Raw genomic sequence first — 23,650 nt, 5'->3', positions numbered from 1 at the left:
TCTAGGCGGTGGCGGCACCTGCTTTTCCGGTGACGGGCAGGTCGTGCATCTTCCGCAGCGGCGAGCACACCACCCACAGCGCGGCGGCGGCCTCCCCGGCGACCGCGACCCACACCGCACCGCGGAGCCCGAGCCCTTCGCCGAGCGCGCCGCCCAGGAGCCCGCCCAGCGGGATCGTGCCCCAGACGAGGAAGCGGACGCTCGCGTTCATCCGGCCCATCAGCCGGTCCGGGCAGATCGCCTGCCGGTACGAAACCTGCGCGACGTTGTAGACGATCACCCCGAACCCGTAGACCACCTCGCCGAACACGGCGACGGCGAGCCGCCAGTCCGGACCGGTCCAGGGGATCAGCAGGTGCGCGGGCCAGGAGAGGAGCGGGACCAGCCAGATCGTGCGGGCGTGGCCGATCCGCCGGGTGAGGGCGCCGGAGAAGGCCGCGCCGAGGATGCCGCCCGCGCCGCCGACGGCGAGCAGCACGCCGACGCCCGCCGGGGACAGCCCGACGGTGCGGGTCAGGAACAGCACCTGGACCGCCATGAAGGCGCCGCCGAACAAGTTGGCCGTCGCGGTGCACGCGACACTCGCGCGCAACGGCTTGTCGGAGAAGACGAACCGCAGTCCTTCGGCGATCTGCGGCAGCAGCCGCGCGTGCCCGGTGCGTTCCGGCTGCGGTTCGACCGCGCGGATCCGCAGCAGGCACAGCGCCGAGGTCAGGTAGCCGAAGGCGGTGACGAGCACCGTGTTCGCCGCGCTGACCAGCTGGACCAGCACGCCGGCGCCGCTCGGCCCGGCGATCTGCGCGACCGATTGGACGGCCTGCAGCTTCGCGTTGCCCTCCAGGAGGTGCTCCCGCCCGACGAGCGAGGGCAGGTACGACTGGTAGGCGACGTCGAAGAACACCGTCGCGACCCCCACGAGCAGCACGACCACCAGCAGCTGGACGAGCGTCAGCACCCCGGCCCACCACGCGAACGGCACGCTCAGCAGCAGCGCGAAACGGACGAAGTCGGCGATGAGCATGACCCGGCGGCGCCGCAGCCGGTCCACCCACACCCCGGCCGGCAGCCCGATCAGCAGGAACGCGAGCGTCTGGGCCGCGGTCAGCAGGCCCATTTCGAACGGCGTCGCCGCCAGGGTCACCGCCGCGAGCAGCGGGATGGCGGTGTACCCGACGGTGGTACCGAACTGGCTGGCCGTGTCGCCGGCCCACAGCCGTCTGAAGTCGGCGTGGAAGAAGAGTGACCCCCTGCGCATGGCGCCGAGTGTCGCGCGAGTGATTGGAAAGTGTCAATCACTGTTCGCTCTAGGCTGGACGCCGTGCTCCCTGCGAATCGACGTGCCGCGACCGAAGCCGAGGCGGCCGCGCTGGCTTCCGGAATACGGCTGCGCATCATCCGGTTGACCTATTCGGAGGCGCTGACGAACAAGGAGCTGGCCGAAAGGCTGGGCCGGGATCCGGCGACGACGCTGCACCACGTGCGCAAACTCGTCGAGACCGGCTTCCTCGCCGCGCAGCCGCCGCGCCGCGGGACCCGGGGCGCCAGGGAAATTCCGTATCTTTCGACCGGGCTTTCCTGGACACTCGACTCATGCGGTGACAAGGACGTGGAGCAGGCGGTGCTCGAGGCCTACCTGGCCGAGATCGCCGAAACCGGATTCGAGGGCGTGCACCAGTCGCGCCTGGTCGTCCAGGTGGCCCCCGAGGAGCGGGCGGAGCTCGATTCGCGGCTCAACGCCCTGCTCGAGGAGTTCCGCGCGCGCCCGCGCCGTCCCGGCGCCGAACGCACCGCGATCTACCTCGCCACCTACCCCAGCACGTAAAAGTTCGGTTCCCGCGGCGAATCGTGGGAACATGGAGGCACGATGACAGAACTGACACACACCGAAGACCACGACGACGACCTGTACGACGGTGACCCGTCGACAGGCGAAATGGAGCTCGAGGACCGGGCGTCGCTGCGCCGGGTCAGGGGACTGTCCACGGAGCTGGACGACGTCACCGAGGTCGAGTACCGGCAACTGCGGCTCGAGCGCGTCGTGCTGGTCGGCGTGTGGACGGAGGGCACCGCCCTGCAGTCCGAGGCGTCGCTGGCCGAGCTGGCGCGCCTGGCCGAGACGGCGGGCTCGGAGGTCCTCGAAGGCCTCATCCAGCGGCGGACCAAGCCGGACCCGGCCACCTACATCGGCTCGGGCAAGGTGCGGGAGCTGCGTGACATCGTCGGCTCCACCGGCGCCGACACCGTGATCTGCGACGGCGAGCTCTCGCCGGGCCAGCTGCGGCAACTCGAGGAGAAGGTCAAGGTCAAGGTCATCGACCGGACCGCCCTGATCCTCGACATCTTCGCCCAGCACGCCCGCTCCAAGGAGGGCAAGGCGCAGGTCGAGCTGGCCCAGCTGCAGTACCTCATCCCGCGGCTGCGCGGCTGGGGTACGTCGCTGTCCCGGCAGGCCGGTGGCCGCGCCGGCGGTGCGAACGGCGGCGTGGGCCTGCGCGGTCCCGGTGAGACCAAGCTCGAGACCGACCGGCGGCGGATCAGCAAGCGCCTGGCGAAGCTGCGCCGGGAGCTCGTCGCCATGGACACCATCCGCGAGACCAAGCGCGGGCGGCGGCTGGCCAACGAGGTGCCCAGCGTGGCGATCGTCGGCTACACCAACGCCGGCAAGTCGAGCCTGCTCAACGCGCTGACCGGGGCCGGGGTGCTGGTGGAGGACGCGCTGTTCGCCACCCTCGACCCGACCACGCGGCGCGCGCAGACCCCGGACGGGCGCGGCTACACGCTGACCGACACCGTCGGGTTCGTGCGGCACCTGCCGCACCAGCTGGTGGACGCGTTCCGCTCGACGCTGGAGGAAGCCGCCGACGCGGACCTGCTGGTGCACGTGGTCGACGGGTCCGACCCGGCGCCGGAGGAGCAGGTCAGCGCGGTGCGCGAGGTGCTCGGCGAGATCACGCGCAAGCGCAAGGAACCCCTCCCGCCGGAGCTGCTGGTGATCAACAAGATCGACGCGTCCGACGACGTCAGCCTCGCCCGGCTGCGGCACGCGCTGGCCGGGTCGGTCCAGGTCTCGGCCCGGACCGGGGCGGGCATCACCGAGCTCGTCGAGGTGATCGCCGACCGCCTGCCGCGGCCGGAGGTCACGGTCGACATCCTCGTGCCGTACTCGCGGGGCGAGCTGGTCGCGCGGGCGCACTCGGACGGCGAGGTCCTCGAAGAGGAGCACCTCGAGGACGGCACGCGCCTGCTGGTGCGGGTCCACCCGGATCTCGCCGCGGCTTTGCGCGAGTTCGAGACCAACTCGACCGGGGCCTGACACGTCTCCGTAATGTGCGACCAGGGCGGTCGCACATTACGGAGGTGGCTGGGTGCGCTGGGTTCTGGCGGTGGTCTTCGTGGCCGTGCTGTGCGGGCAGGTGCCCGCTTCGGCGGCCGAAGCACCGCAGCCGTTGTGCACGGTGGCCGATGCGCGCATCGGCGAGCTGTCCGGCCTGGTCTCCGACGGTTCGCGGCTCTACGCGATCAACGACGGCGGCAGCAAGGTCCAGGTCTTCGTCCTGGGCCGGGACTGCAAGGTGCAGAAGGTCCTGACCGACCGGACGGACCCGTTCGACGTCGAGGACCTGGCCCGCACGTCCGACGGGCGGCTGTGGCTGTCCGACACCGGTGACAACCAGAAGGGCCGGCTGACGGTCGCCCTGCTGGAGATGAACCCGCAGGGCAAGGTCACGCTGCACCGGCTCACGTACCCGGACGGCCAGCACGACACCGAGGCGCTGATCATGGACAAGGCGGGCACGCCGTACCTGATCACCAAGGACGTCCTCGGCGAGGCCCGGGTGTACCGGCCTGCGGGCCCGTTGGCGAGCCCGGGACCGACCAACCTGGAGCAGGTCGGCACGGTCAAGATCGCCACCACGGACACCCAGGGCGGCCCGGTCGGCTCGATCGGCTCGGTCCTGGTGACGGGCGGCGCTTCGATGCCCGACGGCAGTGCGGTGGCCCTGAGGACGTACACGGACGCGTATGTGTATGCGGCTCCGGACGGTGACGTACTGGCGGCGCTGCAGCGCAATCCGGTGCGGATCCCGTTGCCGGGGGAGAAGCAGGGGGAGGCGATCGCCTTCGATCCCGACGGGACGTTGCTGTCGGGGAGCGAAGGGGTCGGCCAGCCCCTCCGCGCGGTGCGGGGCGCGGCCGCTCTGGCCGCGCAGTCCGGCGCACCGGCGGAGGGTTCGACCGGCACCGGCGCGTCGTCCGGTCCGGCGGGGGACGGGGCCGGGCTCCCCTTCCTGCCCGCCGCCGGGGTCACGCTCGCGGTGGTCGGCATCGGCTGGTTCGGCTTCAGCAGACTGCGCAGGCGAAGCCGCCGCTGAGCTTGGCTCCCCACGGCCAAGATCACTCGATCCGGTGAAGCTTCCGGGCCGTGCGATAGCCCGGAAGCGTCCTCTCAAAGGCGCCGCAGCACCGCCACGACCTTGCCGAGCACCGTGGCGTCGTCGCCGGGGATCGGCTCGTACGCCTCGTTGTGCGGCATCAGCCAGATGTGGCCGCCCTTGCGCTTGAACGTCTTGACCGTGGCCTCGCCGTCGATCATCGCCGCGACGATCTCGCCGTTGTCCGCGTCCGGCTGCTGCCGGACCACCACCCAGTCGCCGTCGGTGATGGCCGCGTCGATCATCGAGTCGCCGGTGACCTTCAGCAGGAACAGCTCACCCTCGCCGACGATCTCCCGCGGCAGCGGGAAGACGTCCTCGATGGCCTGCTCGGCCAGCACCGGGCCACCGGCGGCGATCCGGCCGACCAGCGGCACGTACGCCGCCTTCGGCATGACCGGCTGCTGGTCCATCTCGATGCCCATGGGGTTGTCGTCGGTCGCGGAGAGCACGCCGACCGCGCGCGGCCGGTTCGCGTCCCGCCGCAGGTAACCCTTGCGCTGCAGCGCCCGCAGCTGGTGCGAGACCGACGACGTCGACGTCAGCCCCACCGCTTCGCCGATCTCGCGCACGCTCGGCGGGTAGCCGAACCGGCTCACCCACGAGCGGATCACGTCGAGGACCTGCTGCTGGCGGACGGTGAGAGCGTCGTCCACCTCGTACACCTCGGGCAGGGTGTGCACCTTGCCCGGGCCACCGGGGGACCCACTGGTCCTGCCCGCCTTGTTCTCCTTCGCCACTGCGTCGCCTCCCAGACGTTCGCTGCACGTATCTGCGCGCCGGCCGCCGCCCGCGGGGTGCGGGCAGCCTCGCCGGGCGGCATCTGCCCGGCAGATGCCCTGGTCACCGACGTTAGCCCCCGGGCACGACGATTTCAAACATCTGTTCGATCGACACGCCGTGTCCGCTCGATTTTGTCGGTGGCAGGTGGTAGACCTTCGCACGGGCGTTCGATAGAACGCCTGTTCGACCTTGATCCACGGGCCGCCGGGTCCGGAATCGGGCGGACACCAGGGTTTCGAGGAGGTTCGGATGTCCCTTCTGGCCGAACGCGGGCACGCCCGCCCGGCGACCCCGGTCCCGGCGCCACCCCGTCCTGCGCGCGTGCTGCGCGGTCGCCGCGGCGAGGTGCACCGCCCGCCGACGCGCGCGCGGGTCGTGGCGGGCCGCCGTCCGGCCGGGGCACCCTGCGCGGCGCCCCGGCGGGTGTCCGTGCGGTGGCCGTGGCTCGCCGCGCTCGCCGTCGCGACCTGCCTCGTGATCACCGGATCGGGTCTTCTGGGGGCCGGGGTTTCCGGCGCCCCGGTGCCCGAGCGGACCGCGACGGTGTCGGTCGCGCCGGGCGATACGCTCTCTTCGCTGGCCGGGCGATTCGCGCCGGACAGCGAACCTGGCGCGGTTGTCGCCCGGATCAAGGAGCTGAATCGCCTGGACCAGGCCGTTCTGGTGCCCGGGCTGCCGCTCACGGTCCCGGTCGCCGACCCGGCCGCGGTATCCCGGCCCTGATCCGCCCGCGCCGTCAACCGCACTCACCCGGGCGGGAACCCGGCCCGGCGTGCCGCTTGCGCACGCACCTCTCGAGTTCTACCCTTCGCCGCTATATGTAGTAGTTACACCGCTGTAGTTGGTCCACAGGTTGGGGTAGACTGGACAGCAGTTGTCCACAGCTGGTCGGCTGTTACCCACCGGATGTCCACAAAACGATCACCAGGTGTGCAGGGGTGCGCGGGGTGGCCGGGGGACGTCGACCGGGGCGGCCGGCTCGGAGGGGAAGGTGATCGGCGGATGAGGTGCCCGTTCTGCCGGCATGCGGACTCTCGGGTCGTCGACTCCCGAGAGGTGGATGAAGGCCAGGCGATCCGCAGGCGGCGCTCGTGCGCGTCGTGCGGACGGCGGTTCACGACGTCGGAGACGATGGTGCTCGCCGTCGTCAAGCGGTCCGGGGTCACCGAACAGTTCAACCGGGACAAGGTGGTGAGCGGCGTCCGCCGCGCTTGCCAGGGCAGGCCGGTCGACGACGACGCGCTGCAGCAGCTCGCGCAGCGCGTGGAGGAGTCGATCCGCTCCGCCGGGCTGGCGGAGATCCCGAGCCACGAGGTCGGCCTGGCCATCCTGGGCCCGCTGCGTGAGCTCGACGGGGTCGCCTACCTCCGGTTCGCCAGTGTCTACCGGTCCTTCTCCTCGGTCGAAGACTTCGAGAAGGAAATCGCCGACCTTCGTGAGGCCATGGCGGGTTCTGCTGCTCCGAAGGAGAGCGATCAGCGCGAAGACGGCGACTGAGCCGTCCCGCTGCGGGAGTGAGGGTTCAACCGATGACCGAAACCGTGGGTACGGGGGCCGGCACGGCCGCCGGCAAGAAGAGCAAGGCCGCCGGCGGGCTCAGCGTGAAGCGCGTCTTCACGACCGAAGGGCAGCACCCGTACGACCAGGTGACCTGGGAGCAGCGGGACGTCGTCATGACCAACTGGCGTGACGGCTCGGTCAACTTCGAGCAGCGCGGCGTGGAGTTCCCCGATTTCTGGTCGGTCAACGCCACCAACATCGTCACCAGCAAGTACTTCCGCGGCGCCGTCGGCAGCCCGCAGCGCGAGCGCAGCCTCAAGCAGCTCATCGACCGGGTCGTGAAGACCTACGTCCAGGCCGCGCGCGACCACGGCTACTTCGCCACGCCGCAGGACCTGGAGATCTTCGAGCACGAACTCACCTGGATGCTGCTGCACCAGGTCTTCAGCTTCAACTCCCCGGTCTGGTTCAACGTCGGCACGCCGTCGAAGCAGCAGGTCTCGGCGTGTTTCATCCTCGCGGTCGACGACACGATGGAGTCGATCCTCAACTGGTACCGCGAAGAGGGCCTGATCTTCAAGGGCGGCTCCGGCGCCGGCCTGAACCTCTCCCGCATCCGCTCCTCGAAGGAACTGCTCACCTCCGGCGGCACCGCGTCCGGCCCGGTGTCGTTCATGCGCGGCGCCGACGCGTCCGCGGGCACCATCAAGTCCGGCGGTGCCACCCGGCGCGCGGCGAAGATGGTCGTGCTCGACGTCGACCACCCGGACATCGAAGAGTTCATCCAGACCAAGGCGCGCGAAGAGAAGAAGATCAAGGTCCTCCGCGACGCCGGGTTCGACATGGACCTCTCCGGCGCGGACATCTCCTCGGTGCAGTACCAGAACGCCAACAACTCGGTCCGCGTGTCCGACGAGTTCATGCAGGCGGTGGAGAACGGCACCGAATTCGGCCTGCGCGCCCGGCTCACCGGCGAGGTCATCGACCGCACCGACGCGAAGAAGCTGTTCCGCACCATCGCCCAGGCCGCGTGGGAGTGCGCCGACCCCGGCATCCAGTACGACGGCACGATCAACGACTGGCACACCTGCCCGGAGTCCGGCCGGATCACCGCGTCCAACCCGTGCAGCGAGTACATGCACCTCGACAACTCCAGCTGCAACCTGGCGTCGCTGAACCTGCTGAAGTTCGTCACGCGGGAGGGCACGTTCGACGCGCCGCTGTTCGCCCGCGCCGTCGAGTTCGTCATCACGGCGATGGACGTCTCGATCTGCTTCGCGGACTTCCCGACCGAGCCGATCGCCGACACCACGCGGAAGTTCCGCCAGCTGGGCATCGGCTACGCCAACCTCGGCGCGCTGCTGATGGCGCTCGGCCACGCGTACGACTCCGACGGCGGCCGCGCGCTCGCGGCGGCGATCACGTCGCTGATGACGGGCGTGTCCTACCGGCGCTCGGCCGAGCTGGCCCGGGCCGTCGGCGCGTACGAGGGCTACGCCCGCAACGCCGAGGCGCACCAGCGCGTCATGCGCAAGCACGCGGCGGCGAACGAGCTGGTCCGCACCTACCACTCCAACGACGCCGCCGTCCGCGCGCTGGCGACCGAGGAGTGGAAGAGGGGCATCGACATCGGGACGAAGCACGGCTGGCGCAACGCGCAGGCGTCGGTGCTCGCCCCCACCGGCACCATCGGCTTCATGATGGACTGCGACACCACCGGGATCGAGCCGGACTTCTCGCTGGTGAAGTTCAAGAAGCTGGTCGGCGGCGGCTCGATGCAGATCGTCAACCAGACGGTGCCCCGCGCGCTGACCGCGCTCGGTTACCCGGAGGAGCAGGTCGAGGCGATCGTCGAGTACGTGGCGCAGCACGGCCACGTCGTCGACGCGCCGGGTCTGCGGCCGGAGCACTACGAGGTGTTCGACTGCGCGGTCGGCGAGCGGTCGATCGCGCCGACGGGCCACGTCCGGATGATGGCCGCGGTGCAGCCGTTCCTGTCCGGCGCGATCTCCAAGACGGTCAACATGCCGGAGTCGGCGACGGTCGAAGAGGTCGAGGAGATCTACTTCCAGGGCTGGAAGCTCGGGCTGAAGGCCCTCGCCATCTACCGCGACAACTGCAAGGTCGGCCAGCCGCTGTCGACGGCGAAGAAGGAGAAGGCGGCCGCCGAACCGGAGAAGGTCGTCGAGTACCGCCCGGTGCGCAAGCGCCTGCCGAAGAAGCGCCCGAGCCAGACGGTGTCGTTCACCGTCGGCGGCGCGGAGGGCTACCTGACGGCGGGCTCGTACCCCGACGACGGGCTCGGCGAAATCTTCGTCAAGCTCGGCAAGCAGGGCTCGACCCTGGCCGGCGTGATGGACGCGTTCTCGATGTCGATCTCGGTGGGCCTCCAGCACGGCATCCCGCTCGAGTTCTACGTCTCGAAGTTCTGCAACCTGCGTTTCGAGCCGGCGGGCATGACCGACGACCCGGACATCCGCATCGCGACCAGCGTGATGGACTACCTCTTCCGCCGCCTGGCCCTGGACTACCTGCCGTACGAGAAGCGCTCGCAGCTGGGCATCTTCTCGGCGGACGAGCGCTCGGCCGAGGTCGAGGCGAACTACGGCAACTCCGGCGTCGACCTGGAGGCGTTGCAGTCGACGGTGGATTCGTCGCCGGAGCCGCACGCGGAGGAACCGGAGCACCCGCACCGCGAAGCCCAGACGACGACGGAGCTGATGGAGCTCCGCCTCGGTAAGGCGGCGGATGCCCCGCTCTGCATGACGTGCGGCACGAAGATGCGCCCGGCGGGCTCGTGCTACGCGTGCGAAGGCTGCGGCGCAACGTCCGGTTGTAGCTGACGGGTTTCCGGCTGGGCCGGGCGTCGGCCGCCCGGCTCAGCCGAAGAACTCCTGCAGCTCCGAAACCGGCGGCAGATCGGCGACGAACCCGAACCGGCCCGCACGCATTTCCCTCGCTCCGTCCATGAACGACTTCAGCGCCAGCCGGGACAGTGCTGCGCCGATGCTGACGCGGCGGACGCCGATTCCGGCCAGCTGCTCGAGGGTGATCGCCGGGTCCGCGAACCCCATCACGACGTTCACCGGCTTGCCCACCGAGGACACCACCGCGCGCATTTCCGCCAGGGTTCGCAACCCCGGCGCGTACAGCACGTCGGCGCCCGCTTCCTCGTACGCCTGCAACCGGCGGATCGTGTCGGCGAGGTCGCCGACGCCCAGCCAGAGGTTTTCACAGCGGGCCGTGAGCACCACCGAGCGGGCCCGGGCCGTCTCCACCGCCGCGCGGACGCGGTCGGCCGCCAGCCCGATGTCGTAGATCGGCGTCCGGGAGTCGCCCGTGAAGTCCTCGATCGACGCGCCGGCCACGCCGGCGTCGGCCGCCGCCTCGATCATCTTCGCGGCTTCGGCCGGGTCGTCGGCGAAACCGTTCTCGAGGTCGGCGTTCACCGGCAGGGGCGTCGCCTCGGCGATCTCCCGGCAGTTGGCCAGGATTTCCGCCCGGGTCGCGCGGGTCCGGCCCACCACGTTGGCCACGCCCAGGCTCGTGGTGGCCAGGGCTTCGAAGCCGAGACCCGCCAGGAGCCGGGCCGTTCCGGCGTCCCACGGATTCGGCAGCAGGAAGGGTTCGGATCGCTCGTGCAGGGCGCGGAACTCGTCGGCGGTCGTCATGCGTCGAGCTTGCGCCCGTGGCGGTCCGCGGACAATGCGCGCGGACCACCGGAGTGGGTGATAATCGCAGCGAATCGCGCAAGATAACATAGTTTCGGCATGGCGGGCCACTATTTTCGCGGTTAATCGCCGCGTTCGACCCCGCGTGCCGCCTATTCACTCGTTCGAGTTATCGTGCTGCCCGGGGGATTTCGAGCCGATTTCCCCCGCTGGTGCACTTCTGGTGCGGAACCGGGGAGGGATCCGCGATGACCTCGCTCGTCGTCGACGAACCGACGCCGGCCACGGCACGACCCCGACGCGGCGAGCGGCGCGGCCAGTGGTGGCTGATCGGGCTCGTCCTCGCGGTGTTCGCCGTTCTGGCGTGGCAGCGCCGCTGGGTGTGCGACGACGGCCTGATCGTCCTGCGCACGGTGCAGAACCTGCTCGACGGAAACGGGCCGGTGTTCAACGCCGGCGAACGCGTCGAAGCCAACACGAGCACGCTGTGGACCTACGTCGTGGCCCTCGGGGGGCTGCAGCCGTGGTTGCGGCTGGAGTGGGTGGCGGTCGTCCTCGGGCTGCTGTCCGCCGTCGGTGGCCTCTTCTTCGGGCTCGACGGAGCCCGGCGGCTGTTCCCGGACCGGCGGATCGTGCCGGCGGGAGCCTTGGTCGTCCTCGGACTGCCGCCCTTCTGGGACTACGCCACGTCGGGTCTGGAGACCGGGCTGGTCACCCTCTGGCTGTCCCTCGGGTGGTGGCGGCTGGTCCGGCACGCGACCGGCAGCCCGGTCCGGACCCTGCCGACCCTCCTGCTGCTCGGCTGCGGCCCGCTGGTGCGCCCCGAGTTCGCCCTCGTTTCCGCGGTCACGTTCCTCGCGCTGGTGGCCGTCGTCCGGCCGGGGTGGCGCCGCGGGCTCGGCTGGCTCGCGCTCGCCGGCGTGCTCCCGGTGGCCTACCAGGTGTTCCGGATGGGCTACTACGGCCTGATCACGCCCAACACCGCCCTGGCGAAGGAGGCGACGCAGGCCCGCTGGGAGCGCGGGTGGTTCTACCTCGTCGAAATGTTCGCCGCCTACTGGCTGCTGATCCCGGTCGTGTTGCTGCTCGCCGTCGCCGTGCTGGTCCTGTCGGGCCGGGATCGGACGACGCTCGTGGTCGTGCTCACCCCGGTGGTCGCGGGGGTGCTGCTCGGGTTGTACGTCACCCGGGTCGGCGGGGACTACATGCACGCCCGGATGCTCCTGCCGGTGCTGACCTGCCTGCTCCTGCCCGTGATGGTCGCTCCGCTGACCCGCTGGACGGCTCCGCTCGTGGTGGCGGTCGTGGCCTGGACGGTCGTCAGCGCCGTCGGCCTGCGGCCGGTCTCCGCCGAACAGCACAAGATCGGCGCGTACGGCATCACCGACGCGCGCGTGTTCTGGGTCGACTCCACGCACAACGAGCACCCGATCACCGCCGGCGACGCCGCGAACCTCATCGGGTACCTGCCCGATCTCGCCGCGGCGCGGGCGGGGAAGACCGGCCCGGTCGTCGCGGTGAAGGTGAACTTCGTGTGGGTGGTCTTCCCGGGCACCCGCACGGTGATCTCCACCCCCGGCGCGCTCGGCTTCCCCGGCCTCCTCCTGCCGCGCACGGAGACCGTGATCGACGACCTCGGGCTCGCCAGCCCGCTCGCCGCGCACAGCCTCGTGGTGCCCGGCCGGCCGGCGGGGCACCAGAAGGAGCTCTCGGTGGCCTGGGTGATCGCCGACGCCGGGGCCGGGACCCCGGAACAGCTTTCGGCCGCCGGGCACGAACTCGTCTACTCGGAGGAGATCAGGGCCGCGCGCATTGCGCTCACCCGCCCCGAGATCCGCGAGATGCTCGACTCGGTCCGGGCCCCGCTCACCTTCGAGCGGTTCCGGGACAACCTCCTCCACGCGTTCGGACGCAGTCGCCTCCGCTACCACCCCGAGCCCTTCACCGCCCAGTTCGGCGGGTGAGCTCGGCTAAAGCAGCCGCGCCGCGAGCGTCCGCAGGGCCGCGGTGATCCGTTCCGGCGACACGCCGCGGGACGTCTGGTGCAGGAACAGCTCCGGTGCCAGCGGGGCCAGCAGCACATCGGCCAGGACGTCGGGGTCCGCGGCGCCCGCCGCCTCCGCCAGGATCCGGACGTGCGTGCGCCAGAACCCGTACGCCCCCGTCGTGAAGCGCGAATGGCCGACCTCGGCGCCCAGCACCAGGGGCGCGTGCCGCTCCAGCAGTTCCACCATCGCCGCGTAGAACGCGGCCAGGCGCTCGGCCGGGGGTGCGCCGGGGCCCAGCGGGGGGTCGCCGCGCAGCAGCACCTCCTGCAGCCGGCGCTCGTGCTCGTCGAGCAGGGCCACGGCGATCGCCGCGCGGTCCGGGTAGCGGCGGTACAGCGTTCCGCGGCCGACACCGGCCGCCCGCGCGATGTCCTCCATCGTCACTTCCGCCGCGCCGCGGGCGGTGAACAGCTCTTCGGCCGCCGCGAGGATCTTCGCGCGGTTGCGGGCCGCGTCGGCGCGTTCGGGCATGGCGCCAGCCTAGGGAATATCCGGACAGGGCGTCCAGTTGACTCAAGTGGACACCGTGTCCACTTGAGGAGGAATCGTGCCCCACCTGCTGCACCTCGACTCCAGCGCCCGCCGCTCGTCGTTCTCCCGCGAGCTGTCCGCCCGGTACGCCGCCACCTGGCAGGGCACCCGGACCTACCGCGACCTCGCCGCCGACCCGGTTCCGGTGATCGGGCAAGCCTGGACCGAAATCTGCGACGCCCTGCTCACCGCGCAGATCACCGATCCGGCGCACTACGCCGACGTCGTCACCACGCAGGAACAGCGCCGGGCCTGGGCCGTCGTCGAGCCCCTGCTCGCCGAACTGCTCGAAGCCGACGTCGTGCTGATCGGCGCGCCGATGTACAACTTCTCGATCCCGGCCGCCCTCAAGGCCTGGATCGACCAGGTGACGTTCCCGCGCATGTCCTTGCGGGGCAAGGCGTTCGTGATCGCGGGCGCCCGCGGCGGGACGTACGCGCCGGGGACGCCGCGGGCGCCGTTCGACCACCACGAGCCTTACCTGCGGGACTTCATCGCCGGCCACTACGACGTCGACGACGTCCGGTTCGTGCACGCCGAGCTCACCAACGCCCTGGTCGACCCGCACCTGGCGGCGCGCGAAGGCGAGCGCGTCGCTTCGCGCGAAGCGGCACTGGCGGCGCTCTGATGGGCTGGGTGACGCTCGTGCTCGCCGGGCTCGTCGAGATCGCCTGGTCACAGAGCATCAAGCCGACGGAGAACTTCACCCGGCCGTGGCCGACGCTCCTGTGCTTCGTGCTCGGCGCCGCCGCGGTCTACCTGCTCTCGCGCGCGATGGACACCGTCCCGGTGGGTACCGCCTACGCGGTGTTCACCGGGATCGGTGCCGTCGGCGCGATCGTGCTCGGCGTCGTCGTCGCCAAGGACCCGCTGAGCGCCGGCCGGGTGGCCGCGCTGGCGCTGATCGTCGGCGGCGTCGTGCTCGCGCGCGTCACTTCGTGAGCTGCTCCCACAGGAACTCGAACACCAGCGCCCACTTGAACGCCAGCTGCTCGTTGTCCGCGGCCGCGCCGTGGCCGCCTTCGATGTTCTCGTGATACCGGACGTCGTGCCCCTGCTCACGCATCCGCGCCACCATCTTGCGGGCGTGGGCGGGGTGCACGCGGTCGTCGCGGGTGGACGTCACGAACAGCGACGGCGGGTACTCACGTCCACTGTGGACGTTCTGGTACGGCGAGTACTCCGAGATGAACGCCCATTCCGCGGCGTCGTCCGGGTCGCCGTACTCGGCCATCCAGGACGCGCCGGCCAGCAGCAGGTGGTAGCGGCGCATGTCCAGCAGCGGCACCTGGCTGACGATCGCGCCGAACCGCTCCGGGTAGCGCGTCAGCATGACGCCCATCAGCAGCCCGCCGTTGCTGCCGCCCTGGATGCCGAGCTTCGCCGGCGTCGTGATGCCGCGGTCCACCAGGTCCGCGGCCACCGCGGCGAAGTCCTCGTACACGCGGTGGCGCTCGGCCTTGATGGCCTGGGTGTGCCAGCCGGGCCCGTACTCGCCGCCGCCGCGGATGTTCGCGACGACGTAGGTGCCGCCGCGGGCGAGCCAGCCGCGGCCGATCATGCCGCTGTAGGACGGCGTCAGCGAAATCTCGAAGCCGCCGTAGCCGGTCAGCAGCGTCGGGCCGCCCTCGGCACCGGACGGCCGGACGACGAAGTACGGGATCTTCGTGCCGTCCTCCGACGTCGCGAAGTACTGCGCGACGCTCATGCCCGAAGCGTCGAAGAACGCGGGAGCCTGCTTCAGGACTTCGACAGTGTCATTCCGGGGCTCCGCCCCGGGCCGGGGGCTCTGCCACCCGGACCCCCGCGAAGACACCTGTTCACCGACGTGGCCATAGCTCAGCGTCGACGGCTGGAGGAAGCCGCTGGAGTCGATCAGGTACTCGTCGCTGACGTCGGGATCGGTGTCGAAGATGTCCGCGCTGCCGAACTCCGGGCCGCCGGCCAGCGGTGCCTCCTGCCAGCCGTCCGGGCCCGGGGTCAGGGTGCGCAGCTCGGTGCGGACGTCGCGCAGCGTGCCGAGCAGCAGGTGGTGGCGCGTCCAGGCCCAGTAGCTCAGCGAGGTGTGCTCGTCGGGGGTGAACAGCGTCGTGAAGGCCCGGTCACCGGCCATGAAGGCGTCGAACAGGATGGCGATCAGCGAGCCGGCCGGGTGTTCGGTCCCGCCGACGTTCCACGCGGTCCGCGGCCGCACCAGCAGCCATTCGCGGTGCACGGACGCGCTCGCGTCGTCCGGGATGTCGATCTTGACCAGCCCGCCGGGCGTGCGCAGGTGCAGTTCCGAGCGGTAGAAGTCGATCGCGCGGCTGACGAAGTCGCGCTCGAAGCCTTCGGTCGGGTCGTGGGACGCACCGATCGAGACGTCGTCGGGCTTGCCCTCGAAGACCACTGTGGCGGCGTCAAGGGGCGTGCCGCGGCGCCACTCCTTGGCCAGCCGCGGGTAACCGGAGCTGGTCAGCGAACCCGGCCCGAAATCCGTTCCGATGTAGACGCGGTCTTCGTCGATCCAGCCGATCCGCGTCTTCGCCTCCGGCACGGTGAAGCCGTCCTCGACGAACTCGTGCGCGTCGAGGTCGAACTCGCGCACGACCGTGGCGTCCGCGCCGCCGCGGGACAGCTCGATCAGGCCGCGCCGGTAGTCCGGCCGCAGCACGGTGGCGCCCTGCCACACCCAGTTCTCGCCCTCGGCCTCGGCCAGCGCGTCGACGTCGAGCAGCAGCTCCCACTCCGGTTCGGCCTGCCGGTAGGACTCCGGCGTCGTCCGCCGCCACAGGCCGCGCGGGTGGCTCGCGTCCTGCCAGAAGTTGTAGAAGAACCCGCCGCGGCGGCGCACGTACGGGATCCGGTCGTCGGCGTCCAGCACCTCGCGCAGTTCGTCACGCAACTCGGCGAAACGCGCTCCGGTGGTCAGCTCGGCCAGCGTCTCGCCGTTGCGGGCGCGCACCCAGTCCAGCGCGTCGCCACCGGTCACGTCTTCCAGCCACAGGTACGGATCTTCGACACTCATGACGACAGTTTCGCCCGGTCCCCGCACCCGTGGCCACCCGGTGGCGTTTTCGTTTCGTGATCCCGGCCTCCCGGCCGGTCCGTATGCTGGTGCCACGCAGCAGGGGGAGAACGTGAACGACGCCGAAACGTCATGGCCGGGGGCGGCCCGGCCGCCGGAACCCGCGTGGGTGCCCGAACCGAACCCGTGGGCGCCCAGCTGGGCCGCCGCCCCGCCCGTCCCGATCGCCCCGCCGCGCAACCGGCTCTGGGGTGCCGTCACCGGGGTGCTGATCGTCGTGGTGGCCCTCTCCCTGATCGCCGCCACCATCCCGCGCCGGGTGGACGGCCGCGCGTTCGCCGCGCAGGGCGCCGACACGGGCCGGACGTACGGCGGCACCGGGAAGACCCCGAAGGCCGTGCCCGAGCTGGCGCGCAACCCGCTGCTCGGCGACGGCATCAGCCCCGGGCCCGCCACGTGCTCCCTGCCCGACCTCGGCCGGGCGCCCGAGCAGCTCAAGGCCTACTACGGTGCGCTCGCCGGCTGCCTGGAGCAGTCCTGGCGCCCGGCGCTGGAGAAGGCGAACGAGCCGACGCTGACCGTCACCGTGTCGGTGACGCTGCCGGACCACAGCGCGTGCGGCGAGGCGCCGACGGAGGACGAAGCCGTCGCCTACTACTGCGGCGGCGACACGACGATCTACGCCCCGACCGACTGGATGCTCTCGGACGCCGGGCTCAACAAGGCGCGGCACATCGCGACGATCGCCCACGAGTACGGCCACCACGTCCAGCGCGAAAGCGGCATCCTGTCCGCGGCGGCGGACAAAATGACCTCGCCGGACGAGGACAGCGCCGCCGACAAGGAGGTCGTGCGCCGGATCGAGCTGCAGGCGAACTGCTTCGGCGCGCTGTTCCTGACGGCCGTCGCCGGCTCGGGCTCGATCAGCCGGTCACTGGCGAACGCCGCCGTCGCCGACTACGCCCGGGCCAACGACAGCGACACCCACGGCTCGCGCAAGCACCAGCTGACCTGGGCGAAGGCGGGCTTCGACGGCAAGGCCACGAAGGCGTGCGACACGTGGAGCGCCCCGGTCGACGAGGTCAGCTGAGGGCCCAGGCGGGGTCGCGGCCGAGGAGGGCGAGGAACCGGTCGAGTTCGCTCGCGCCGGCGGGCACCTCGACGCTGTGGGCGAACGAGCCGTTCTTCTCGCGGCCCTCGTCCGGGATCCGCTGGGCCAGCCGGAGAGCGGCGTGGACGGCGTCGGCGTCGGGCTCGTAGGGGAGGCCGAGCGTGCGGGCCAGGTCCCAGCCGTGCGCGACGGTGTCGACCAGGTGCATGTGGGCGGCGATGGTGCCGGGGAAGGTGCCGAAGTGGTTGATGGTCAGCTGCCGGTCCAGCACGGCGTCGTCGGCGAAGGCGTCGAGGAAGTCGTCGACGGAGGCCCGGTACGCGGCGTAGGCGTCGTCGCCGAGGGCGCCGGCGTCCCAGTCCGGGGCCGAGCCTTCGCGGGCCGCCGTCGCGAAGGCGTGGTTCTCACTGACCTGGTGGCGGAGCAGATCGGCGAGGGTCCAGCCGGCGCACGGGGTGGGGCGGACGAGGTCGGCGGGCGTCACACCGGCGACGATCTTGTCGAGCACGAGCAGGGTGCGGCGGTCGAGTTCGCGAAGATCCATGCCGGGCACGTTAGGCGGGGAAGCGGACCACGAACAGAGCCAAAACTAGGCCAACCTTCGTGGGCCAATCTAGACTGCCGCCGGTGGAGATCCACATCGACCTGACCGGGACGCGCGGCCACCGCGACGCGATCTACCGGCACCTGCGCGCCGCGATCCTGGCCGGCCGGATCCGGCCCGGCGAGGCGTTGCCGCCGACCCGCGAACTCGCGCAGCGGCTGGCGGTCTCCCGCACGACGGTCAGCGCGGCCTACGACCGGCTCACCGCCGAGGGGTTCCTCGCCGGACGCGTCGGCGCGGGTACGTTCGTCACGGCTTCGCCGGCTTCCCCCGAGCCGGTGCCGGATGTGCCGGGCGTGCGGCCGCTGCCGGAGTGGGACGCCGTTCCGCCGCCGCCCGCGCCCTTCGCCCCGGCGCCGGAGTTCGACTTCCGGCCGGGCGTCCCCGATCTCTCGCTGTTCCCGTTCGACACCTGGCGGCGGCTGATCACGCAGCGGCTGCGCGCCGGTCAGGCCGATCTGATGACCTACGGCGACCCGCAGGGCCACGCCGGGCTGCGTGCCGAGATCGCCCGGCACGTCGGCGTGTCGCGCGACGTCCGGGCGAGTGCGGCGCAGATCGTCGTCACCGCCGGTGCCCAGCAGACGACCGACCTCGTCGCGCGGGTGCTGCTGCGCAACGGCGATCTCGCCGCCGTCGAGGACCCCGGGTACCCGCCGCCGCGGCTGGTGCTCGGCGCGCGCGGCGTCCGGGTGGCGCCGGTGCCGGTGGACGCGTCCGGGATCGTCGTCGGCGCCATCCCGGCGGGCACGCGGCTGGTGTACGTGACGCCGTCGCACCAGTACCCCCTGGGCCTGTCGATGTCGCTGGACCGCCGTCTCGAGCTGCTCGACTGGGCCGAACGGAACGACGCGGTGCTCGTCGAGGACGACTACGACACCGAGTTCCGCTACACCGGGCGTCCCCTGGAACCGTTGCACAGCTTGGATTCCCGGGGCCGTGTCGTGTACGTCGGGTCGTTTTCGAAGGTGCTTTCGCCGTCGCTGCGGCTCGGTTTCCTCGTCGCGCCGCCGTCGCTGGTCCCCGCCTTGGTCAAGGCCCGCTACCTCACCGACTGGCACGCGCCGAACGTCGAGCAGGCGGCGCTCGCGGCGTTCATGGCCGAAGGCGGCTTCGCCCGGCACGTCCGGCGGATGCGGAAGGTCTACCGCGCACGGCACGAGCTGCTGTCCGCGCTGCTCGCCCGGGACTTCGCGGATTTCCTGACGCCGTTGCCGTCGGCCGCGGGCCTGCACCTGAGCGCCGCTTCGGCCGTCGATGCGGGCCCGCTCGTCCGCGCGGCGCGTCGCCGCGGAGTGCGGCTGTACTCCCTCGGCGACTTCGCCGTGGGCGAGCGGCGGCACGGGCTCGTCTTCGGTTACGGTGCGGTCGCGACCGAGCGGATCAAGCCGGGATTGGCCCGGCTGCGGGCGCTGGCGGACGAAGGAGCGGCATGACCGACGACGTGATGGTGGCGATCGACGCCGGTCTGCGGCAGCACATCGGCGGGGACCGCGCCGGCGCGTACGCGACCTTCACGGCCCTGTGGGCTTCGATCGGCGACGACGGCGACCCGCTGCACCGCGTCGCGCTGGCGCACCACCTGGCCGACGTCTGCGACGACCCGGCCGAGGAGCTCGAGTGGGACCTGCGGGCGCTGGCGGCGGCCGATTCGCTGACCGACTCGCGGGCCCAGGAGCACCACTCGTCACTGGCCGTGCGCGGGTTCTACCCGTCGCTGCACCTCAACCTGGGCGAGGACTACCGCAAGCTCGGCGACCTCGCGGCGGCGCGGGAACAGCTGGCCCTGGCCCGGGCCCGCCTGGACGCGCTCGGCGACGACGACTACGCGGCCGGGATCCGGCTGGCACTGGACGGCCTGGCCGACCGGCTCGGCTGAACCGGGTCGAATACCACGAAGACGCCCCGTTTGCCGGACTTTCGCGCAGGCCCGGGGGGCCCTAACCTGTGGTGATCCACCTCACCGACGGGAAGGATCGCCATGCGGATTGCGGATCTGCTGCGCAAGAAGGGGTCGGCGGTCGCGACGGTCACCCCGGAGACGACGGTGACCACGCTGCTGGCCGGACTGGCCGAACACAACGTCGGGGCGATGGTGGTCGTCGCACCGGACGGCTCGATCGCGGGCATCGTCTCCGAACGCGACGTGGTGCGGCGGTTGAACGAGCACGGCCCCGGCCTGCTCGACGGCCCGGTCTCGGAGATCATGACGAAACTGGTGGCCAGCTGCGGCCCGGACGACTCGGTGGACCAGCTGTCGGTGCTGATGACGGAGCGGCGCATCCGGCACGTCCCGGTGCTGGCCGACGGCAGGCTCGCGGGGATCGTCTCCATCGGGGACGTCGTGAAGAACCGGATGGAACAGCTGGAGCAGAGCCAGGAACAGCTGCAGGCCTACATCTCGCAGGGTTAGTGGTCCGGCCGGCTCGTCCCGCTCCGGGCGAGCCGGCGCGACCGCGCTGCGGTCACTCCCGCCAGCCCGACAGTTCCACGCCCTTCGCGACATCCACCCGGTACGACAGCGTCACCACGCCGGTCTCACCCGGTGCCAGCGTCAGCTTCCAAGTGAACTCGCCCAGTGCGGACGTCTCCACCGGCTCCGGCGACGTCTTCACCTCCCGCACCGTGATCGTGTCGTCCCGGGAAACCGGCGCCTGGTCGAGCACCGTCACCACCGCTTCCCGAGGCCCGTGGTTCCCGACCGAAATCCGGTACTCCGCCTCACGCCGTTTCTGCCCGGACAGCGTCGCCTTCGAAGCCGTGCGCCGGACCAGTTCCCGCTCGACGCGGATGCGGTCGTCGACGCCCAGGGCCAGCTCCAGCTCTTCCCCGGGGGCCCACGGTTCGAGCACCGTCGTCCCGACGAACTCCGCGTCGTGGAACACCGAAGCCCGCCCGGGGCGCAGAGCGTGCTCCGAGGTGTTGACCACCGTGGCGCGCAAGTACGCCTCCTCCGCCAGCACCGGCGCCGTCACGTAACCCAGGTCAGCCGTGAGTGAAAGCTGCGCCAACGTGGTCCGATGGCCGGAAGCTCCCGAAGGCACCGCCACCGGACGCGACGGCCGGTACGTCACCGCCGTCGTTCCTTGCTCGACCGACGCCAGTTTCGGCGCCATCGCCGGAGCCGCCGCGAACCGCGCCATCCTGGCGCCTTCGGGGATGCCGCCGCCCGATCCGCCGTACGCGGCCGCGGGGGCCGCCGGGACCGGGTGCACGCGGTCCAGGTACCACGGCTGGAGTTCCGGCACGACCACCGACACCGCCGGCCGCGCCGTCGACAACGCCAGCTCGCACTCCGGCCAGTCCTCGCCCGTGTACTGGCTGACCAGTCCGTACGACACCACGGTGACCTCGGTGCCGCGCACCCGGATGTCGTAGCCCGGCTCCCAGCTCGCCCCGGGGACCACATAGGACAGTTCCAGCTCGGCTTCCCCGGCCGGTTCCGTGATCTCCAGCTCCACGACCACCGACGTACTGTCCTGTTCGGACCGCGCGCCGTGCGCCTCGATCCGACGGTCGAGTGCGGCGAGGTCTTCCCGAAGCCGGGTGATCCGGTCCGAAAGCACCCGTCGTGACTTCAACGCCGCAGCCAGCCGCGAACTCAGCGCGTCCGTGACCTCGGCGACGCGTGAAGGTTCGGCGGTTCCAGCGGCCAGCGCCTTCGCGAAGCTGCCGCCGCTGCGCTTCGCGAGCGAAGTCAGCAGATCCACCTTCATCGTTTCGGCGGCTTCGTCGTCCACGACGCCGTCGAGCGTGGCTTGGTCCGCGCGCCGCTGCTCGACGAGCGCCCGCAACGCCGCGTCGGCCGGCGAAGCGTGCCGCTCGGTGCGCACGTCGACGCCGGTGATCAGCGCAGGCCCGGTGCCGGTGACACGCACCGAGGCCGGGTCGAGGGCCGGTGGCAGCCCGGCGAACGTCAGGCGCGGCCCACCGTCGAGCGGGGCCTTGCCCCGGCGGGTGATCCGCGCCTGCTGCGGGTAGACGGTCACGGCGGCGATCGGCGCTTCCACGGTCGGCATGCCTCCGACGTTAGTCTCTTGACACCCCCGCGGCCGGAGCGGAAGTGTCTTCAGTCGTCCGCTTCGCCCGGCTTGGGGGTTTGAGTGAAAGCCGCAGTCCTGCTCGCCGCCGTGCTCGCCCTTCCGCTGACCGCGGTCACCGCGGAAGCCGCCGCCCCGCCGGCGCCGGTGTTCACCGGCGGCCAGGCGCAACCGGTGTTCGACCCGGCCGACGTCGTCCGCGAGGACGTCTGGGTCACCGCGCCCGTCGACAGCGACCACGACGGCACCGACGACCTCGTGCACACCCAGGTCGTGCGTCCCCGCGCGACCCAGCAGGGCTTGAAGGTGCCCGTCGTCTACCAGGCCAGCCCGTACTACGCCGGCGGCAACGACGTCGCGAACCACGACGTCGACGTCGAGCTGTACGCGCCCGGGTACGCCCGCGGCCCGGAAGGCCCGCGCGTCGCCGCGCACGGCGTCGGCCCGGCCACCCCGATCACCTGGCGCTACCAGGACTACTTCACCGCGCGCGGGTTCGCCGTCGTCTACGGCGAGTCGCTCGGCACCGGGCTCTCGACCGGCTGCCCGACCACCGGTGACGTCAACGAGACGATCGGCGCCCGTTCGGTCGTCGACTGGCTCAGCGGCCGCACGACCGCGCGCGACGCCGCGGGCGCGGCGGCGAAGGCGGACTGGAGCACCGGCAAGACCGGCATGATGGGCGTGTCCTACAACGGGACGCTGCCCAACGCCGTCGCGAGCACCGGCGTCGAAGGGCTCGAGACGATCGTGCCGATCGCCGCGATCTCCAGCTGGTACGAGTACTACCGCCACGACGGCGCGGTGGTCGCGGCCGGCGGGTTCCAGGGCGAGGACGCCGACGTGCTCGCCGAATACGTCTACACCCGCGAAGACCGGCGGATCTGCCGCCCGGTGATCGACGGGCTGGTCCGCGACCAGGACCGCGTCACCGGCGACTACACGCCGTTCTGGGACGTCCGGAACTACCGCGACGACGTCGGCCGGGTGCACGCGTCGGTGCTCGCGGTGCACGGCCTCAACGACTGGAACGTCAAGACCGAGCAGGTCGCGACCTGGTACGAGGCGCTGAAGGCCCGCGGCGTCGAGCACAAGATCTGGCTGCACCAGGCCGGGCACGCGGACCCGTACTCGCTGCGGCGCGACGTCTGGCTCGCGACGCTGAACAAGTGGATGTCGCACTACCTCTACGGCATCGACAACGGCATCCAGAACGAGCCGAAGGCGACGATCCAGCGCGAAGACCTGTCGTGGACCGACGAAGCCGACTGGCCGGCGCCGGGCACCGCGGACGTCCGCGTGTACCCGTGGCCCGGCGGCCGCTCGAAGGGCGCCATCGACACCCGCAACCCGGTGCCGGGCACCGCGGCCGCCGAGACGCTCGCCGACGACGCGACCAAGACGATCGAGCAGCTGGCCGGCCTCGCGTCGTCCGGCAACCGGTTGTTGTACGCGACTTCGCCGGCGAAGCAGCGGGTGCGGCTCTCCGGCACGGCCCGCGCGGACCTGGCGCTGGCGTTCGACCGGCCCGCGGCGAACGTCTCGGCGATCCTGCTCGACCGCGCCCCCGACGGCACGTCCCACGTGATCAGCCGCGGCTGGACCGACCCGCAGAACCGCACGTCACCCGCCCGCACGGAGCCGATCATGCCGGGGCAGACCTACCGGATCGGCGTCGAACTGATGCCGAAGGACTACATCCTCGCGGCGGGGCACCGGCTGGAGTTCCTGCTGGCCTCCAGCGACCACGACTACACGCTGCGGCCCAGGCCGGGCGCGGGGCTGGCGCTCGACCTGACCAAGACGTCGGTGACGCTCCCGGTCACGGGCGGCAAGCCGGCGCTGCGAGCCGCGTTCGGCTGACGCCGGGGCCGCTCCGCGCGGTCACCCTCCGCGGCAATGATCACGGAATGTAACGGCCT

At 71.5% G+C, this 23,650-nt stretch carries 21 protein-coding genes; 14 read left to right on the top strand and 7 right to left on the bottom strand.

All coding sequences use genetic code 11. From position 1 onward, the window contains the following. Window position 1 precedes the first annotated feature (1 nt). Window positions 2-1,255, bottom strand: a complete 1,254-nt coding sequence (locus tag AB0M80_RS17245; protein ID WP_364565216.1) for an MFS transporter — start codon at window positions 1,253-1,255, stop codon at window positions 2-4. A gap of 63 nt (window positions 1,256-1,318) precedes the next feature. Between AB0M80_RS17245 and AB0M80_RS17240 the strand changes: the two genes are divergently transcribed. From AB0M80_RS17240 to AB0M80_RS17230, 3 genes are read left to right on the top strand one after another with little or no spacing between them, the layout of a single operon-like run. Further along, window positions 1,319-1,822 carry a winged helix-turn-helix domain-containing protein gene (locus tag AB0M80_RS17240; RefSeq protein WP_364565214.1) on the top strand — a complete coding sequence of 168 codons (504 nt, stop codon included), beginning with the start codon at window positions 1,319-1,321 and terminating at the stop codon, window positions 1,820-1,822. A 42-nt stretch (window positions 1,823-1,864) separates the two neighbouring features. After that, window positions 1,865-3,313, top strand: coding sequence for a GTPase HflX (gene hflX / locus AB0M80_RS17235; protein ID WP_364565212.1), 1,449 nt, complete (start codon window positions 1,865-1,867; stop codon window positions 3,311-3,313). A 52-nt stretch (window positions 3,314-3,365) separates the two neighbouring features. Then, window positions 3,366-4,373 carry an esterase-like activity of phytase family protein gene (locus AB0M80_RS17230; protein WP_364565210.1) on the top strand — a complete coding sequence of 336 codons (1,008 nt, stop codon included), beginning with the start codon at window positions 3,366-3,368 and terminating at the stop codon, window positions 4,371-4,373. A 74-nt stretch (window positions 4,374-4,447) separates the two neighbouring features. Here the strand turns inward: AB0M80_RS17230 and lexA are convergent, their stop codons facing one another. Next, window positions 4,448-5,116, bottom strand: a complete 669-nt coding sequence (lexA, locus tag AB0M80_RS17225) for a transcriptional repressor LexA (protein WP_364565776.1) — start codon at window positions 5,114-5,116, stop codon at window positions 4,448-4,450. A gap of 349 nt (window positions 5,117-5,465) precedes the next feature. On the opposite strand from lexA, the gene AB0M80_RS17220 reads away from it, so the two are divergent. From AB0M80_RS17220 to AB0M80_RS17210, 3 genes are all read left to right on the top strand, one after another. Continuing rightward, complete coding sequence (locus AB0M80_RS17220; protein ID WP_364565208.1) at window positions 5,466-5,939, top strand: LysM peptidoglycan-binding domain-containing protein; 474 nt, start codon at window positions 5,466-5,468, stop codon at window positions 5,937-5,939. A 279-nt stretch (window positions 5,940-6,218) separates the two neighbouring features. Continuing rightward, window positions 6,219-6,713, top strand: a complete 495-nt coding sequence (nrdR, locus tag AB0M80_RS17215; protein WP_364565206.1) for a transcriptional regulator NrdR — start codon at window positions 6,219-6,221, stop codon at window positions 6,711-6,713. Between the two features lie 32 nt (window positions 6,714-6,745). Then, window positions 6,746-9,559: a vitamin B12-dependent ribonucleotide reductase gene (locus tag AB0M80_RS17210; RefSeq protein WP_364565204.1), complete on the top strand. Its 2,814-nt coding sequence runs from the start codon at window positions 6,746-6,748 to the stop codon at window positions 9,557-9,559. Window positions 9,560-9,595: 36 nt separating this feature from the next. Here the strand turns inward: AB0M80_RS17210 and AB0M80_RS17205 are convergent, their stop codons facing one another. Continuing rightward, the gene (locus AB0M80_RS17205; RefSeq protein ID WP_364565202.1) at window positions 9,596-10,387 is read right to left on the bottom strand and encodes an isocitrate lyase/phosphoenolpyruvate mutase family protein; all 792 of its coding nucleotides are present in this window, start codon (window positions 10,385-10,387) and stop codon (window positions 9,596-9,598) included. A 248-nt stretch (window positions 10,388-10,635) separates the two neighbouring features. On the opposite strand from AB0M80_RS17205, the gene AB0M80_RS17200 reads away from it, so the two are divergent. After that, window positions 10,636-12,351, top strand: coding sequence for a hypothetical protein (locus tag AB0M80_RS17200; protein ID WP_364565200.1), 1,716 nt, complete (start codon window positions 10,636-10,638; stop codon window positions 12,349-12,351). Between the two features lie 6 nt (window positions 12,352-12,357). Here the strand turns inward: AB0M80_RS17200 and AB0M80_RS17195 are convergent, their stop codons facing one another. Beyond that, window positions 12,358-12,906, bottom strand: a complete 549-nt coding sequence (locus AB0M80_RS17195; protein WP_364565198.1) for a helix-turn-helix domain-containing protein — start codon at window positions 12,904-12,906, stop codon at window positions 12,358-12,360. Window positions 12,907-12,982: 76 nt separating this feature from the next. On the opposite strand from AB0M80_RS17195, the gene AB0M80_RS17190 reads away from it, so the two are divergent. Continuing rightward, window positions 12,983-13,594 (top strand): NAD(P)H-dependent oxidoreductase, encoded by a 612-nt coding sequence (locus AB0M80_RS17190; RefSeq protein WP_364565195.1) that lies wholly within the window; start codon window positions 12,983-12,985, stop codon window positions 13,592-13,594. Beyond that, window positions 13,594-13,908, top strand: a complete 315-nt coding sequence (locus AB0M80_RS17185) for a multidrug efflux SMR transporter (protein WP_364565192.1) — start codon at window positions 13,594-13,596, stop codon at window positions 13,906-13,908. Before AB0M80_RS17190 ends, AB0M80_RS17185 begins: the two co-directional genes overlap by 1 nt. On the opposite strand, the gene AB0M80_RS17180 is transcribed toward AB0M80_RS17185, so the two are convergent. Continuing rightward, window positions 13,898-15,973, bottom strand: a complete 2,076-nt coding sequence (locus AB0M80_RS17180; RefSeq protein ID WP_364565189.1) for a prolyl oligopeptidase family serine peptidase — start codon at window positions 15,971-15,973, stop codon at window positions 13,898-13,900. The two genes, AB0M80_RS17185 and AB0M80_RS17180, sit on opposite strands and share 11 nt — an antisense overlap. 112 nt (window positions 15,974-16,085) lie before the next feature. Here AB0M80_RS17180 and AB0M80_RS17175 point away from each other — a divergent pair, with 112 nt between their 5' ends. Next, a complete protein-coding gene (locus tag AB0M80_RS17175; RefSeq protein WP_364565186.1) occupies window positions 16,086-17,063 on the top strand; it encodes a neutral zinc metallopeptidase in 978 nt (325 codons plus the stop codon). Here the strand turns inward: AB0M80_RS17175 and AB0M80_RS17170 are convergent. Beyond that, the gene (locus AB0M80_RS17170; RefSeq protein WP_364565183.1) at window positions 17,056-17,628 is read right to left on the bottom strand and encodes a TIGR03086 family metal-binding protein; all 573 of its coding nucleotides are present in this window, start codon (window positions 17,626-17,628) and stop codon (window positions 17,056-17,058) included. The two genes, AB0M80_RS17175 and AB0M80_RS17170, sit on opposite strands and share 8 nt — an antisense overlap. A gap of 83 nt (window positions 17,629-17,711) precedes the next feature. Between AB0M80_RS17170 and AB0M80_RS17165 the strand changes: the two genes are divergently transcribed. The 3 genes from AB0M80_RS17165 to AB0M80_RS17155 all read left to right on the top strand — a co-directional run bounded on the left by AB0M80_RS17165 (window position 17,712) and on the right by AB0M80_RS17155 (window position 20,101). Then, window positions 17,712-19,124 carry a PLP-dependent aminotransferase family protein gene (locus AB0M80_RS17165; RefSeq protein WP_364565180.1) on the top strand — a complete coding sequence of 471 codons (1,413 nt, stop codon included), beginning with the start codon at window positions 17,712-17,714 and terminating at the stop codon, window positions 19,122-19,124. After that, window positions 19,121-19,567: a hypothetical protein gene (locus tag AB0M80_RS17160; RefSeq protein ID WP_364565177.1), complete on the top strand. Its 447-nt coding sequence runs from the start codon at window positions 19,121-19,123 to the stop codon at window positions 19,565-19,567. Before AB0M80_RS17165 ends, AB0M80_RS17160 begins: the two co-directional genes overlap by 4 nt. 102 nt (window positions 19,568-19,669) lie before the next feature. Further along, window positions 19,670-20,101 (top strand): CBS domain-containing protein, encoded by a 432-nt coding sequence (locus AB0M80_RS17155; RefSeq protein WP_364565174.1) that lies wholly within the window; start codon window positions 19,670-19,672, stop codon window positions 20,099-20,101. A gap of 52 nt (window positions 20,102-20,153) precedes the next feature. Here the strand turns inward: AB0M80_RS17155 and AB0M80_RS17150 are convergent, their stop codons facing one another. Further along, the gene (locus AB0M80_RS17150; RefSeq protein WP_364565171.1) at window positions 20,154-21,707 is read right to left on the bottom strand and encodes a DUF4139 domain-containing protein; all 1,554 of its coding nucleotides are present in this window, start codon (window positions 21,705-21,707) and stop codon (window positions 20,154-20,156) included. An 84-nt stretch (window positions 21,708-21,791) separates the two neighbouring features. Between AB0M80_RS17150 and AB0M80_RS17145 the strand changes: the two genes are divergently transcribed. Next, on the top strand, window positions 21,792-23,591 hold the full coding sequence (locus AB0M80_RS17145) for a Xaa-Pro dipeptidyl-peptidase (RefSeq protein WP_364565168.1): 1,800 nt from the start codon (window positions 21,792-21,794) through the stop codon (window positions 23,589-23,591). The last annotated feature ends 59 nt before the right edge of the window (window positions 23,592-23,650 follow it).

Source organism: Amycolatopsis sp. NPDC051045, assembly GCF_040682955.1.
Classification (GTDB): domain Bacteria; phylum Actinomycetota; class Actinomycetes; order Mycobacteriales; family Pseudonocardiaceae; genus Amycolatopsis.
Note: the sequence above shows the minus strand (reverse complement) of the source record. Positions and strands in the feature narration are given on the sequence as shown.

Excerpts from the sequence above, each read along its gene's own strand:
- AB0M80_RS17245 (WP_364565216.1), bottom strand. The coding sequence starts at position 1,255 with ATGCGCAGGGGGTCACTCTTCTTCCACGCCGACTTCAGACGGCTGTGG.
- hflX (WP_364565212.1), top strand. The coding sequence starts at position 1,865 with ATGACAGAACTGACACACACCGAAGACCACGACGACGACCTGTACGAC.
- AB0M80_RS17220 (WP_364565208.1), top strand. The coding sequence starts at position 5,466 with ATGTCCCTTCTGGCCGAACGCGGGCACGCCCGCCCGGCGACCCCGGTC.
- nrdR (WP_364565206.1), top strand. The coding sequence starts at position 6,219 with ATGAGGTGCCCGTTCTGCCGGCATGCGGACTCTCGGGTCGTCGACTCC.
- AB0M80_RS17210 (WP_364565204.1), top strand. The coding sequence starts at position 6,746 with ATGACCGAAACCGTGGGTACGGGGGCCGGCACGGCCGCCGGCAAGAAG.
- AB0M80_RS17205 (WP_364565202.1), bottom strand. The coding sequence starts at position 10,387 with ATGACGACCGCCGACGAGTTCCGCGCCCTGCACGAGCGATCCGAACCC.
- AB0M80_RS17200 (WP_364565200.1), top strand. The coding sequence starts at position 10,636 with ATGACCTCGCTCGTCGTCGACGAACCGACGCCGGCCACGGCACGACCC.
- AB0M80_RS17195 (WP_364565198.1), bottom strand. The coding sequence starts at position 12,906 with ATGCCCGAACGCGCCGACGCGGCCCGCAACCGCGCGAAGATCCTCGCG.
- AB0M80_RS17185 (WP_364565192.1), top strand. The coding sequence starts at position 13,594 with ATGGGCTGGGTGACGCTCGTGCTCGCCGGGCTCGTCGAGATCGCCTGG.
- AB0M80_RS17180 (WP_364565189.1), bottom strand. The coding sequence starts at position 15,973 with ATGAGTGTCGAAGATCCGTACCTGTGGCTGGAAGACGTGACCGGTGGC.
- AB0M80_RS17170 (WP_364565183.1), bottom strand. The coding sequence starts at position 17,628 with ATGGATCTTCGCGAACTCGACCGCCGCACCCTGCTCGTGCTCGACAAG.
- AB0M80_RS17160 (WP_364565177.1), top strand. The coding sequence starts at position 19,121 with ATGACCGACGACGTGATGGTGGCGATCGACGCCGGTCTGCGGCAGCAC.
- AB0M80_RS17155 (WP_364565174.1), top strand. The coding sequence starts at position 19,670 with ATGCGGATTGCGGATCTGCTGCGCAAGAAGGGGTCGGCGGTCGCGACG.
- AB0M80_RS17150 (WP_364565171.1), bottom strand. The coding sequence starts at position 21,707 with ATGCCGACCGTGGAAGCGCCGATCGCCGCCGTGACCGTCTACCCGCAG.